Here is a 14,549-nt window from a genome sequence, read left to right on the forward strand (position 1 = left end):
ATTACAAATGCATCCACATCTTCCTTACCGCTAACATATCGGCGGTTGGGGTGCCGTTATCTTCAATGTGGTATTTAACGCCGGGGTTTCTTAGCAGGGTTACCGGGATGATCATTTTGATGCCATCGCGCACTACGGTAATGTTAAGCTTATCCCCAACCTTTTTATTAGCTGTAATAAATTTATCTATCTCGGGTATAACTACGCCATCAATAGCGATGATCTCGTCGTTAACGTTAATGCCATCAACCCAACCGGCGCCATCGCGCATAACGCCGGTAACTATTGATTTGCTGCCACCGCTAACCATGGTTATACCAAGTGTAGGGATATTGTTTGCTGCATAATCGTCAACCAGTTTATAGCCGGCATAGGCCAGGTATTTGTTATAGTCGAGCGGTGCCAGGCCGTTCACATACTTGTTATAAAAGTCGTCGAGGTTGGTGCCGGTAAATTTTTCGAGTGTGGCTTTAAATTCTTCGTCGGTATAGCCGCGTTGTTTTACCTTGTAATACTCATCGTACATGTATTTCATTACATCATCAAGGCACTGCGCGCCTTTGCTGTGTTTAAGGATTTCCAGATCGAGCAGCATGGCCACATTTGCCCCTTTGCCGTAGTATGACGCATTGGTATTGGGCGTGTTTTCGGTAGGGCGGTAATATTTTATCCAGGCATCAAAGCTGGCATCGCTTAATGATTGTGTTTTGTTGCCCTTTAAGTTTTCGGCGCTGCTAATGTTGGTTGCAATTACACCCAGGTAAACTTCGGGCGTATATAAACCGGCCCGGCGCATAATTACATTTTGGTAGTAAGTGGTAAAACCTTCGGCTATCCAAAGGCTGCGGGTATAGTTTTCGGTATCGTAATCAAAAGGGCCAAGAGCTATCGGGCGCAGGCGCTTAACGTTCCAAAGGTGAAAATGCTCGTGGGCGGCAAGCGATAAAAAATTATGGTAAGTACCCTCGGCTGCATACCCATCGCGCGAAGCGCCTAAAACGGTCGAGCTTAAATGCTCCAGGCCGCCGCCGCCTTTAGTATAGTTGTGTACAATAAAAACATACCGCTTATTGGGGTTTTCGTTGAAGATGGCGGTTTCGGCCTCTACAATTTTGGCCAGGTCGGTTTTCATTTGTTCGCGGTTATAGTTACCGCCGCCGCGCATGGCCACTTCGTATTTTACGCCTGCGGCATCAAAACCGAAAACGTCCTGCGTACCCACTTCGATAGGCGAATCGAACAGGATATCGTAGTTTGGCGAATGCAGGGTAAACGGATCATTGCCAACTTTATCCAGGCTGGTTGAAACGGTTGTCCAGCCTTTATAAGGTTTGATGTGGATGGTCGACGGTACTTGCAGGCTATCGGCAGGGTACATAAACATGCCCGAGGTGGATAAGAACGCGTGCGATACATCGATAAAAGCGGTACGTACCGATATCTCAAAAGCATAAACTTTATACACTATTTTAACTGCACCTGCCTTGCCGTTACTGATGCGCCAGGTGTTTTTGCTGATCTTGATAAATGGTATCTCTTTGCCATCCGCGAAAGCGTTAAAGCCTTCTACGCTTTTGGCAAACTCGCGTACCAGGTATGAGCCGGGTGTCCAAACGGGCATTTTAATATCGATGGTTGAATTTTTGATGCCGCTAACGGTCATTTCGATATTCGCATAATGCGCCTGCGCCTCGGGAAAGGTAACGGTATAATTGATCGTGGTTTTTTCGGTTACCGCAGAGGCTGGGGTAGTCAATGTCATGAATATAAAGATTAAATAATACGCTAAACTGAAGATTTTTTTCATGACGGGCAAAATACTAAATTATATATTTTAAATAGAAAAACAGACGTAAAAGACAGTAAATCACGTGTAATATGGTTGATACATACAACTATTATATTTGCAAACTAAATAGCTTTGTTGTTCAAAATTATGGTGCAACTGGACGAACCGATATCGCGTAAATTGCTGCAGCTGGCTAAAACCTACCTGAGTGCTTTTTCGAAAAGAATTGAGCACCTGGACCTTAACAGGTACCACTATATGCTGGTGCTTATAGCAGAGAACCAGGGCCACCTTACACAAAAAAAGATAGCCGAGATAACGGGGAAAGATAAATCGCACATGGTAAGCATTATTGATACCCTTGCCGAAAAGGGATACGTTTACCGTGAGGTTAACCCCGATGACAGGCGCCAGCAACTGATCAGGATAACCGAAAAGGCTGAAAATGAATTGCCGGCCATTCGCGAATCATTCAGCTTACTTAACAGCAAGGCCACCGAAGGCATCAGTGCCGATAAATTAAGGATATTTAACGAGGTGCTCCAGCAAATGTCGGGCAACCTTATACCATACACCTCGGCAAACGTTACTTTCAGGCTTAAAAAAACTACAACCCTAACGCGTAAAAAATAATTATGAAGGCAAAATACATTATTTATCCCCTGTTAATTTTACTGATAGCCTACCTGGTTTACAATAAATTTTACGGTACAAAAGCAAAAGAAATGGCAGCCGCTATAGGTGGTGCCGGTGGCAAAAAAGGCGGTAAAAGGGGGGGAGTAGTGCCTGTTAACGTAATGATTGTTAAAGATACCGCTTTTAGCAGTGCTATTGATATAACAGGTACCATTGCTGCCAATGAGCAGGTTGACCTGCGCAGCGAAACCGCAGGCAACATTACCGGTATTTTTTTTAACGAGGGCAGCCATGTTGAAAAGGGCCAGATGCTGGTTAAAGTTTACGATAAGGATCTGGTGGCCAACCTGAAACAGGTACAGGTGCAAATAAAACTGGCCGAGCAAATTGAGAACCGCAACAAGATATTGCTTAGCAAAGAGGCTATCAGCAAAGAAGAATACGACACTTCGTTAACGTCGCTAAACTCGTACCAGGCACAGGCTGATGCCATCAGAGCACAAATTGATAAAACAGTGGTACGCGCGCCCTTTTCGGGAACGATCGGTTTACGCAATATAAGCCCGGGCGGCTACCTGTCGCCACAGGGATCCATCGCCACATTAGTTAACATCGACCCGGCAAAAATAACTTTCTCGGTGCCCGAGCGGTACCTGCCGCTGGTGCATGTTGGCAGCAAAATAAACTTCACTATCGAAAGCTCACGCAACAATTTTACCGGTACAGTTTACGCTATCGAACCTAATATCGATATCAACTCACGCACCATAACACTGAGGGCCAAAGCCGACAATAAACAAGGGCTGTTAAAAGCAGGCGGTTTTGCCAAGATACACTTCGCATTGGATCAGATACCAAAAACCATTATGGTACCTACCGAGGCCGTGATACCCGATATTAAAGGCAGTAACGTATTCTTAGCTAAAAATGGCGAGGCTGTAAAAAAAGCGATCAAAACCGATACCCGTACCGAATCGAAGATACAGGTTGTTGATGGTTTAAAGGCCGGCGATAGCCTGATAGTAAGCGGTATCATACAGATGCGCCCTAAGGTAAAAATTAAGGTTGTAAAAGTTATTAACAAGTAACCAACTCATGAGTTTATCCTCCGTCAGTATAAAAAGGCCGGTATTGGCCACTGTGCTATCCATTGTTATTGTGGTGTTCGGGGTTATCGGGTATACGTTTTTGGGCGTGCGCGATTTCCCGTCGGTAGATCCGCCGATCATTACTGTAACCACCAGTTACTCGGGTGCAAACTCGGATGTAATTGAATCGCAGATAACCGAGCCGCTTGAAAAAGCGATCAACGGTATCCCGGGTATCCGTAATATCTCGTCCACCAGTTCGGTAGGTTCAAGTAATATTACCGTTGAGTTTAACCTGGATGCCGACCTGGAGACCGCCGCCAATGACGTGCGCGACAAGGTAGGCCAGGCGCAGCGCCAGTTACCGCAGGATATTGATGCGCCGCCGGTTGTTACCAAGGCCGATGCCAATGCCGATAATATAGTTACCCTTACCGTAAGCAGTAACACCCGCAATATTTTGCAGATTGATGATTATGCCGAAAACGTATTACAACAGGCATTGCAAACTATACCCGGGGTAAGCTCGGTTAACGTACAGGGCCAAAGGCAATACGCTATGCGTTTATGGATAGACCCCAATAAGCTTACCGCTTTTGGTTTGGCCGCGAGCGATATCAGCGCAGCTTTGGCAAAAGAGAACGTGGAGTTGCCGGCCGGTAAAATTGAAGGCAATAACACCGAGTTAACTATCCGCGCGTTAGGTAAACTAACCACCGAAAAAGATTTTAACAACCTGATATTACGTGCCGATAGTGCGCATGTGATACGTCTGAGTGATATAGGTTATGCCATTTTGGGAGCGGCTAACGAAGAAACGGGCTTAAAGGAATCGGGCATACCCGAAGTGGGTTTGGCCATAGTACCGCAGCCGGGTGCCAACTATGTGCAGATAGCCAAAGACTTTTATAAAAGGCTTGAGCAGATAAAGAAAGACCTGCCGCCGGATATTAAGTTAGAGGTAGCGCTGGATAACACCAGGTTCATTAACCAGTCGATAGATGAGGTTAAAGAAACCCTGCTTATATCGTTCATCCTGGTGGTGATCATTATCTACCTGTTCTTCCGCGATTGGCTCATCGCTTTCCGGCCATTGATCGATATCCCGGTATCGCTGATAGGCGCGTTCTTTATTATGTATGTTTTTGGTTTCTCCATCAATATATTAACCTTGCTGGGGATAGTACTGGCAACGGGCCTGGTGGTTGATGATGGTATTGTGGTTACCGAAAACATTTATAAAAAGGTTGAGGATGGCATGCCTGTACGCCGGGCCGCATTTGAAGGATCGGCAGAGATATTCTTCGCGGTAGTGTCAACATCGGTAACGCTGGCGGCTGTGTTTTTACCCATTGTGTTTTTACAAGGCTTTACCGGTCGTTTGTTCCGTGAGTTTGCCATAGTGGTTGCCGGGGCAGTTTTAATATCGGCATTTGTATCGCTTTCGCTTACGCCGATGCTGAACGTTAAGCTGATCCGCAAGAATTCAAAAAAATCAAAATTCTACGAGCGAACAGAGCCGTTTTTCCAGAACATGACCAACTCTTACCAGGAATCGCTTACCAAGTTTATGAAGCATAAATGGATATCGGTATTGATCCTGGTGGTATCGCTGGTAATGACCTACTTTTTGTATAAAGGCATACCATCTGAGCTGGCGCCGCTTGATGACCGTAGTTTGCTGCGTTTATCGGTAACAGCGCCCGAAGGTTCATCGTACGAATACATGACCCGCTATATGGATAAGGTATCGCAAATAGTTGACGATTCTATCCCCGAGAACAAGGTAAACATTAGTTATGTTGCGCCCGGCTTTAGTGGCGGTGGCGCCGTAAATACAGGCTTTGGCCGTGTAGGGCTGGTTGATCCGGACAAGCGCAAGCGCACGCAGCAACAACTGGCCGATTACCTCACTAAGCAACTGGCTAAGCTGCCAAATGCCCGAACAGCCGTTATACAGGAGCAAACCATTAGCGGTGGCGGTAGCGGCGCCAAAACAGCCCAGCCGGTACAATATGTGATACAAAATCAGGATTTTGAACAGTTGCGCAAAGTATTGCCCGAATTTTTGGCGGAGGCCAATAAAAGCACGGTTTTGCAGAGTGTGGATGTTAACCTCAAATTTACCAAACCGCAGTTATCGGTAACTACCGACCGCGACCGTGCCCGCGACCTGGGCGTGGCCGTGAGCGATATTGCCCAAACGCTGCAACTGTATTACAGCGCCGGCCGTTTGGATTATTTTATCATTAACGGTAAACAGTACCAGGTAATAGCCCAGGTTGACCGCGCCAACCGCGATCAGCCGTTGGATCTTAAGTCGGTATATGTACGCAGTTCGACAGGTAAACTGGTACAATTGGATAACGTGGTATCGATGAAAGAAAACTCTACGCCACCGTCTATCTATCACTTTAACCGCTTTAAGTCGGCTACCATATCGGCAGGTTTGGCGCCTGGCCACACCATTGGCGACGGCGTGGCCGAAATGCAGCGAATAGGTAAACAGGTACTTAAAGATGCATCGTTCAGCTCCGATCTGGCCGGGCCATCGCGTGATTTTGCCGAAAGCTCAGGCAATATTATGTATGCCTTCGCCTTTGCGTTATTGCTCATCTACCTGGTATTGGCAGCGCAGTTTGAAAGCTTTATCGATCCGTTTGTAGTGATGCTTACCGTGCCGTTGGCTATTGCAGGCGCGTTTTTATCGCTATGGCTGTTTAATCAAACACTGAATATTTTTAGCGAGATAGGGATGATAACCCTGGTGGGTTTGGTAACCAAAAACGGTATTTTGATCGTTGAGTTTGCCAATCAGCGGATGGAACATGCGGGCATACCTAAATTTGAAGCAGTTATTGAGGCGGCAACATCGCGTTTACGCCCTATATTAATGACTACCCTGGCTTGCGTGCTGGGCGCTGTGCCAATTGCGTTTGCCTTGGGTGCCGGTGCAAAAAGCCGTACATCGTTGGGTATAGTAATTATGGGTGGCTTATTATTCTCGCTGGTACTTACGCTTTACGTAATACCGATGATGTACGCCATATTTTCATCGAGCATTAAACGCGACCCGGATGCAGAGCAGGAAGGTGACCATGAAAGTAAAAAGAAATCGAAACATAAGGTGAAAGAAATTTCGCTGGAAAATGAGTAATACGATGATAAAACCTGTTAAATTTAATTGGATATTGATTGTTTGCCTGTTAGGTAATTTTAAGCTGATGGCACAGCAGGCGGCGCCTTTATTAACCGTTAAAGATGCCGTTGAGATCGCTTTAAAAAACAATTACAACATTAAGCTCACCAAAAACAATACCACCATAGCCGGTAATAATGTAACCTATGGCAATGCGGGGATGTTACCGCAGTTATCGGGCAGTTTTGGATCTACCAATAGCATACAGGGTACCAAGCAAACCAGAACAGATGGCTCGGTGACTGAATTGAACAATGTGCATAACAGCACGCTTAATTACGGTTTAAACCTCAACTGGACCATTTTTGATGGCTTTGGCATGTTTGCCAATTACGATCAGTTAAAGCAACAGAACGAACTGAGCCTGATCAGCCAGCGTGATACCATTCAAAGCACCATAAGCGATGTGATCAGTACTTATTATAACCTGGTGAACCAGAACCAGTTGCTTATCGCTCAAAAAGGCGCTATCGAGATATCGCGTACGCAATTGCGTTATGCCAATGATAAGTTTGAGGTAGGCCGAGCATCGCGGTTGGATGTACTGAACGCCCAGGTAAATTTAAACACCGATACGGCTACGATGCTTGCCGATATACAGCAATTTAAATCGCTGAAGATACGGATGAACCAGCTACTGGTGCGCCCGCTGCTAACCGATTTTTCGGTTGTGGATACCATTATTATTGATGATAAGCTTGTTTTGGGCGACATTATTAACCAGGCGCAAACAGCTAACCCTAAAATACTATCATCGCAAATTAACCGCCGCCTGGCCGAAACCAATTTAAAACAGGTACAGGCCCTGCGCTATCCGCAGGTGGGTGTTACGGGCGGCTATATTTTTACCAATGCGCGCACGCCGTCAAACCTGGTTACGCGCCAGCAGGATATCCATGGTTTAAACTACGGCCTTACCGCCAGTATCAACATTTTTGATGGCTTAAACCAGTCGCGCAAGGAGCGCAACGCCAAAATACAGATCGATAACGCCGCCATTAGCCTGGCACAAACAAAGCAAAACATTGAAGCACAGATCAATGACTTTTACATCAGCTACATTTCGGCGCTCGACCTGATGAAGCTAAACCAATCCAACGTGGCGGTAGCTAAACGTAACCTCGACATCTCGCTCGAGAAATATAAGCTGGGCAACATCACCCCATTAGAGATAAGAGAGGCGCAAAAGAACTATCTTGATGCACAATCGCGGTACTATACAGCCCAGTATCAGGCCAAAAGCGCCGAAATTACCCTTAAGGAGATAACAAATAATATTAATATTCAGTAAATTTTGCTGATTATTAATATAAACTATTATTTTTGACGGTGATGGCGGCACCTCGTTTTAAAATTTGCTTACTTATTGACGATAATTTTATCGATAATTTTGTAACGCGTAAGATTTTGGAAACCAGTAATTTTGCTGAAAAGATCGTCGTTATTCAATCGGCACCCGAAGCAATAGCCAAATTACAATCGAAGGAAATTGAACCCGACGTGATCTTTTTGGATATCCGTATGCCTTTTATGGATGGTTTTGAGTTTTTAAAAGAGTTTGATAGCCTTCACCTTGACGATGATAAAAAGATCATGATCTACATGCTGTCTTCATCGTTGGATCCGGTTGATTATAAACTCTCGAACGAAAATAAATATATTACCGGATTTGTCCACAAACCGCTTACCCACAAGGTTTTGGAAAGTTTAAGTGCATGATATTAGTTGCCGATAGCGGTTCTTCAAAAACTGATTGGCTGTTAGAAAACCCCGGGGGCGAACCCGAAGAGTTTAAAACAGACGGCCTGAACCCGTACTTTTTAAGCGAAAAAGAGATCGTTAAGATACTGCAGTTGCAAGCGCAGGACCTGATCAAAAGAAACCACCGGATAAGCGAGATCTTCTTTTTTGGAGCAGGCTGCTCAAATCCCGACAGGCGCGAGATCATATCGAACGCGCTGAGCCAGGTATTCCCAAAAACTTACATCAGCGTTGATAGTGACCTGCTCGGTTCGGCATATGCCACCTGCGGTAAGGAAAAAGGTTTGTGCTGCGTGCTGGGCACCGGTTCAAATATTTCGTTTTTTAACGGCGAGGATATTTTTGAAGGCAAGCAGGGCCTGGGTTTTGTTTTGGGCGATGAAGGTTCGGGCAGCTGGTTTGGTAAAGCGCTGGTGCGCGATTTTTTGTACGGCAATATGCCGCCCGAAATAGCCAAGGCCTTTACCGAACGTTATCATCTGGATAAAGAGACGATCATCAAAAATGTATATCAAAAGCCCAAGGCTAACTCTTACCTGGCGGCATTTGCCCGGTTTTTAAACGAGGTGCGCCCGTCGGCCTACGCGCAGGACATGCTGCAAAAGGGCTTTGCCGAATTTGTTGAAACCAACATTAAAACCTACCCTGAGTACCACAAATACAAATGCAATTTTGTAGGATCGATAGCTTACCAGTTTAGCGACGAGCTTAAAGCGATATGCAAAGAGCGGGGCGTGCTTGTGGGTAAGATCATTAAACAGCCCATACACGAGCTGCTGGATTTTGTGCTGAAGAATCAGTAGGTCATTGGTTCACTTGTTCATTGATCATTAGTATTCTGTCATTTCAACCAGCAAAAGATTTCTCACTATCGTTCGAGATGACAACGTCATCTATTTGTTGGGCGTTGCCTCCGGCCCGCGCTTTACGCTCATACGCCTGCAGGCCTTAGCCACGGGCCGGTATCCGCTGCAATCGCTAACGCAAATACAGTTGTAAAACCGCCTATAATTTAGTATATTGCATGTATGAATGCTTGAAGCGCGAAGCTAAAAGCTGTGAAATTGTCGAAAAAATTCTTACAATTTCCCCCCTTGCCCCGGATAGTTATTCGGTTAAGGAAAGCACGTTGCCATCGGGGTCTTTAAACCAGGCGACCTTTGCGCCGCCGGGTGCTGTCCAGATACCCAGGTCATCCTGCTCTAAAAAGCCGTACTTTTCGCAAAAGACGCCTTTTTTATTGAGCGACTGTATGATAGCTGTCATATCGCCAACGTTCCAGCCTAAAGCAGTAAATGGATGAGGTTTTAATTCGGGGACAATAATTACCCGTAACAGAACGCCATTGGCGTTAAATTCCAGAGCGTAATCGTCTTCGGATAGCAACTGCAGCCCTAAAATATCCCGGTAAAATAGTTTTGCTTCGCCCGGTTTCACGGTGGGAACAAACGCCTTAAGTTCTTTGTCGGCAAGCATATCGATCTGTTTTGAATAGGTTGAGCGTTGATTACTATAAAGTTAAGTAAACTATCTGCGCCGGTCCAAAACAAATATCGATGACTTATGCTTTCAATCGCTTTTTACTTATACGTTTATATCCAATAAAACCCATACCCAGCAAAGTAATGATGCAAGCCCCTTTCGGGATATAATCGCCGTGCTGTACGTAAAAGGTAAGCTCGGTGTTGAGGTTGATATTTTGCTTAATGGCTGTTTTTACCCACCAGCCGGTATGCTGTACCACATCGCCGCGCTGATTGATAAAAGCCGAGATGCCCGTATTGGCCGAACGGCATACCCAGCGCCGGGTTTCGATGGCGCGTAGCTTGGCGTAATCGAGGTGCTGATCTTTACCCGAGGTGTTTTCCCACCAGCCATCGTTGGTGATAATGGCGATAAATTGCGCGCCTTTACGTACCGATTGTGCTACCCACTCGCCCCAGATGGACTCGTAGCAAATAACCGGTGCGGCACCAATACCGCTTTGCGAGTACAATGCGTTTGGCTCTTTTTGGCCAGCGTAATCGCCGGTGGCGCCGCCTAAATGTGCAAATACGGGTTTTAAAAACGAGAGTGTGTTTTTAAACGGAAGCGACTCGGCACCGGGAACGAGTTTGGATTTGTGGTAGAACTGTACTTCGGCCGAGTTTTCGATATTGATGGCTGTGTTAAAACGATCGTAAAACTGGCCGGCACCGGTGGGATTGGCAGTTTCGGTAGCCTCGTAGTTATAAACCTTGTAACCTTCGATACCGGTTATCAGGTTGCCGTTCTTATATTTCTGTAAAAAGCGCTGTGCCTGAAAAAAGTAAGGGTTGGTGCGGATCCGGTCTTCATTGATACCATCAGCATCGGCAATGGCGGTTTCGGGCCAGATGAAAAACTCGGTGTTAACCTGGCCTATTGAGTCGGACAGGTGAATGAGGGAGTTGATCTGCTGCGCAACAGGTATAGAGCCTTCCTTTTCGTAAGGGTCTACATTGGGCTGCACTATCACAATGTTCGATGGATCGACGTTCTCCTTATAGCCATTATAGGTGTACAGCGAATAGCCCACCGGTAACAAAATGGTGAGCGTAAGCGCGGTGATGAGTTTTAACCTGAGAGCGCTGGTCTGAGCCTCGCGTAAGCCGGTATAGATCAAAAAGATGAGGATGTTTGACAGCAATATCCAGACCGTGCCGCCATAAACGCCGGTATACTCGTACCATTGTACCAGTTGATGGCTTACGGCAAAACCGTTACCTAAGGTCATCCAGGGGAATTTGAGATCCCAGGTTTGGTGCAGGTATTCGTACGCTATCCAAAAACAAACCAGCAGCGCGAGGCTGTAGTTGCGGTTTGTAAGCAGGCGTGCGCGGTAATACAACCAGCAGGCGGTAGCCATCAATAGCGGCCCAAGTGCATAGGGGATGAGTGAAATGGGCATAGCCACTATCGGGCCGATTATTTTGAGCGAGTTGTATACCCAGTAAATGCAAAGCGTGTTCCACACAAAAAATCCCACGAAAGTGGTATTGAAAATGCGTTTGCCTTTTTTAGTTTGTGTTGAGTTGATGATGTTTTCCATCGCGACAAGCACCGGCACAAAACCAAATAGCAAAATAAAGGTGGTATATGGCGTTGGCGGCCAGGCTATCCAAAGCAGTAAACCGGAGAGTATGGCGAGTAAGATGTTCTTTTTCATTGATGCTATCTAACCGTCATTGCGAGGAACGAAGCAATCTCTATGCTGTACAGGTCCGATTGAAGGTATCGAATGTCCTCAGTAGAGATTGCTTCGCTACCGCTCGCAATGACGTTATTTGTTAATTGTATAGTCGTTATTCGTCGTCGTCTTGTTTGTATTTGTTCTTTGTCTTTTGCAATTCCAAACCTGCTACGCAAACTACAAATTCGCCCTTAACGGGATGTGTTTCGAAATAGGTTTTTACTTCGGCCACGGTGCCGCGCACGGTTTCCTCAAACATTTTGGTCAGCTCGCGCGATACGGAGATCTGTCTTTCGGCGCTAAAATAAGTTGCCATTTCCTCGAGTGTTTTGAGTATGCGGTGCGGCGATTCGTAAAATACAATGGTGCGTTCTTCTTCGGCTAAAGCCTTATAACGGGTTTGGCGGCCTTTTTTCAAAGGCAAAAAGCCTTCAAAGCAAAACCTATCGGTAGGGAAGCCAGAGTTAACCAGCGCCGGTACAAAAGCCGTGGCACCAGGCAGGCACTCAACAGGCAAGTCGTTCTTTACTGCTTCGCGCACCAGGAAAAACCCCGGATCACTGATGGCAGGCGTACCTGCATCGGATATCAGCGCGATGTTTTTGCCCTCCCTTAAAAAGCGAATGATCTCGCCTGTGCTTTGGTGCTCATTATGCTGATGGTGCGCGTACACCTTTTGGCTAATGCCAAAGTGCTTGAGCATAGGCGCCGATGTACGTGTATCCTCGGCCAGGATGATATCGGCTTCCTTTAAAATACGCAACGCCCGCAGGGTAATATCCTCCAGGTTGCCAATGGGTGTGGGTACTAAGTAAAGTTTGCCGCTCATTTTTGCTGGTTGTGTGTTGCATGTTTCGGGTTGTGGGTTAACATATTGATCAAATAAAACTCACAACACGCAACAGAAAACTGGCAACACATCTTATCTTTGTCAAAAAAATAAAATAATGCTGCAAGTTAGTTATATCCGCGAAAACAGGGAACATGTATTGGAACGTTTAGCGGTAAAAAATTTTAAACAGCCAGAGTTGGTTGATGAGGTGATCAGATTAGACGAGCAACGCCGTCAAACGCAAAATACTTTGGATGGTATTTCGGCCGAGTCGAACACTGCCGCAAAGCAAATTGGCGAACTGATGCGTACCGGTAAAAAAGAGGAAGCCGAAGCAGTAAAAGCAAAATCGAATACATACAAAGACGATATCAAAAAATATGGCGAGCAGTTAGCCAATATTGAACATGAGCTGCAGCAAAAACTTGTACTGTTGCCAAACCTGCCGCATACATCGGTACCCAAAGGCAGCACGCCCGAAGAAAACGAAGTGGCTTTTGAGCACGGTGAAAAACCTGCTTTACATGCTGGTGCGTTGCCGCATTGGGAGCTTGCTGCTAAATACAACCTGATAGATTTTGAGCTGGGCGTTAAAATAACCGGCGCAGGTTTCCCGGTATACAAGGGCAAAGGTGCCAAGTTACAGCGTGCCCTGATCGCTTTCTTTTTAGATGAGGCCGAAAAGGCAGGATACGATGAAATGATGCTGCCATTGGTGGTAAACGAAGCTTCGGGTTTTGGTACCGGACAGCTGCCGGACAAAGAAGGCCAGATGTACTACATCAACGAAGATAACCTGTATTTGATACCTACCGCCGAAGTGCCTATTACCAACCTTTACAGGGATGTGATCTTAAAAGCTGATGAACTGCCTGTAAAGAACTGCGGTTACACAGCATGTTTTCGCCGCGAAGCAGGTTCATACGGTGCGCACGTACGCGGCCTGAACCGTTTGCATCAGTTTGATAAAGTGGAGATTGTACAGGTAGTAAAACCCGAAACATCATACGAAGCACTGGAACAAATGAGCGCGCACGTGCAAGGCTTGTTGCAAAAGCTTGGCCTGCCTTACCGTGTTTTACGTTTATGCGGCGGCGATATGAGCTTTGCATCGGCATTAACCTTTGATATGGAAACGTGGAGTGCGGCACAGGGCCGCTGGCTGGAAGTATCGAGTGTATCGAACTTTGAAACTTTTCAGAGCAACCGCCTTAAACTGCGTTTCCGCAACAGCGAGGGTAAAACTCAATTGGCGCATACCTTAAATGGCAGCGCTTTGGCTTTGCCGCGTATTGTAGCTACCTTATTGGAGAATAATCAAACCGAAAGAGGTATCAAAATTCCGGAAATACTGGTGCCTTACACTAAATTTGAGTGGATAGACTGATTGGATAAAGTGATTTAGCACAAGTATAAATTGACTTGATTGTTATAGTAATTATAAAAACAATTAGTTAAATTTGATTATACTTGTTATTAACCTAACGCACTGACTATGAAAACTCTGATAAACTTTGCGACTAAGATCGCCTTTTTGCTCGTTGTTACTACCCTGGTATTTAATACGGCTTCGGCACAAGACAAGAAAAAGGAGCGCAAGGCCAAAAGGCAGGCCGAAGTAAAGCAGGTGATAGAAGACAGGCGCTATGTTTTTGAGGCAACTTATATGAACCCGATGCGCGGCGGTGGCAAGGCGCTGACCTCCGAGTATGATATGCAGGTGAAAGGCGACAGCGTGATCAGTTATCTGCCTTATTTTGGACAGTCGTACCAGGCGCCGATGGACCCGACAAAAAACGCGTTGGATTTTACTTCAACCAAGTTTACATACACCGTTTCTACACCCAAAAAAGGTGGTTGGGAGATAACCATTGTTCCAAAAGATAATAAGGATCTTCAAAAAATGTATCTCAGCATTTCTGAAGATGGCTATGCAACCCTGCGTATAAGCAGCACCAACCGTGATGCCATATCGTTTGACGGCACCATTGAGGCGCCGAAGAAAAAAAGTTGAACCGTTTGCCGATATTAAA

The 14,549-nt window shown here is 45.9% G+C and carries 12 protein-coding genes; 8 read left to right on the top strand and 4 right to left on the bottom strand.

The genetic code is table 11. The features are described from left to right. Window position 1: 1 nt before the first annotated feature. The gene (locus ACFGVR_RS08215) at window positions 2-1,762 is read right to left on the bottom strand and encodes a M61 family metallopeptidase (RefSeq protein WP_448702317.1); all 1,761 of its coding nucleotides are present in this window, start codon (window positions 1,760-1,762) and stop codon (window positions 2-4) included. Window positions 1,763-1,936: 174 nt separating this feature from the next. On the opposite strand from ACFGVR_RS08215, the gene ACFGVR_RS08220 reads away from it, so the two are divergent. From ACFGVR_RS08220 to ACFGVR_RS08245, 6 genes are read left to right on the top strand one after another with little or no spacing between them, the layout of a single operon-like run. Next, window positions 1,937-2,422 (top strand): MarR family winged helix-turn-helix transcriptional regulator, encoded by a 486-nt coding sequence (locus ACFGVR_RS08220; protein ID WP_448702319.1) that lies wholly within the window; start codon window positions 1,937-1,939, stop codon window positions 2,420-2,422. Window positions 2,423-2,424: 2 nt separating this feature from the next. Further along, window positions 2,425-3,513, top strand: a complete 1,089-nt coding sequence (locus ACFGVR_RS08225; protein WP_448702321.1) for an efflux RND transporter periplasmic adaptor subunit — start codon at window positions 2,425-2,427, stop codon at window positions 3,511-3,513. Window positions 3,514-3,520: 7 nt separating this feature from the next. Next, the gene (locus ACFGVR_RS08230) at window positions 3,521-6,670 is read left to right on the top strand and encodes an efflux RND transporter permease subunit (protein WP_448702322.1); all 3,150 of its coding nucleotides are present in this window, start codon (window positions 3,521-3,523) and stop codon (window positions 6,668-6,670) included. Continuing rightward, window positions 6,663-8,003: a TolC family protein gene (locus ACFGVR_RS08235; RefSeq protein WP_448702323.1), complete on the top strand. Its 1,341-nt coding sequence runs from the start codon at window positions 6,663-6,665 to the stop codon at window positions 8,001-8,003. The genes ACFGVR_RS08230 and ACFGVR_RS08235 overlap by 8 nt, the downstream gene beginning before the upstream one ends. 41 nt (window positions 8,004-8,044) lie before the next feature. Next, the gene (locus ACFGVR_RS08240) at window positions 8,045-8,431 is read left to right on the top strand and encodes a response regulator (RefSeq protein WP_448702324.1); all 387 of its coding nucleotides are present in this window, start codon (window positions 8,045-8,047) and stop codon (window positions 8,429-8,431) included. Beyond that, window positions 8,428-9,276, top strand: coding sequence for an N-acetylglucosamine kinase (locus ACFGVR_RS08245; protein ID WP_448702325.1), 849 nt, complete (start codon window positions 8,428-8,430; stop codon window positions 9,274-9,276). The genes ACFGVR_RS08240 and ACFGVR_RS08245 overlap by 4 nt, the downstream gene beginning before the upstream one ends. 304 nt (window positions 9,277-9,580) lie before the next feature. Here ACFGVR_RS08245 and ACFGVR_RS08250 read toward each other — a convergent pair whose 3' ends face one another. The 3 genes from ACFGVR_RS08250 to rsmI all read right to left on the bottom strand — a co-directional run bounded on the left by ACFGVR_RS08250 (window position 9,581) and on the right by rsmI (window position 12,513). Further along, entirely contained in the window at window positions 9,581-9,949 is a 369-nt protein-coding gene (locus tag ACFGVR_RS08250; protein WP_448702326.1) for a VOC family protein, read from the bottom strand. Between the two features lie 85 nt (window positions 9,950-10,034). Further along, the gene (gene lnt / locus ACFGVR_RS08255; RefSeq protein WP_448702327.1) at window positions 10,035-11,660 is read right to left on the bottom strand and encodes an apolipoprotein N-acyltransferase; all 1,626 of its coding nucleotides are present in this window, start codon (window positions 11,658-11,660) and stop codon (window positions 10,035-10,037) included. A gap of 136 nt (window positions 11,661-11,796) precedes the next feature. Then, window positions 11,797-12,513, bottom strand: a complete 717-nt coding sequence (gene rsmI / locus ACFGVR_RS08260; RefSeq protein WP_448702328.1) for a 16S rRNA (cytidine(1402)-2'-O)-methyltransferase — start codon at window positions 12,511-12,513, stop codon at window positions 11,797-11,799. A gap of 118 nt (window positions 12,514-12,631) precedes the next feature. Between rsmI and serS the strand changes: the two genes are divergently transcribed. Together serS and ACFGVR_RS08270 are read left to right on the top strand one after the other, a co-directional pair. Continuing rightward, on the top strand, window positions 12,632-13,903 hold the full coding sequence (gene serS / locus ACFGVR_RS08265; RefSeq protein WP_448702329.1) for a serine--tRNA ligase: 1,272 nt from the start codon (window positions 12,632-12,634) through the stop codon (window positions 13,901-13,903). A gap of 108 nt (window positions 13,904-14,011) precedes the next feature. Continuing rightward, window positions 14,012-14,530 carry a DUF4251 domain-containing protein gene (locus tag ACFGVR_RS08270; protein WP_448702330.1) on the top strand — a complete coding sequence of 173 codons (519 nt, stop codon included), beginning with the start codon at window positions 14,012-14,014 and terminating at the stop codon, window positions 14,528-14,530. The last annotated feature ends 19 nt before the right edge of the window (window positions 14,531-14,549 follow it).

It is taken from the genome of Mucilaginibacter aureus (assembly GCF_053514885.1).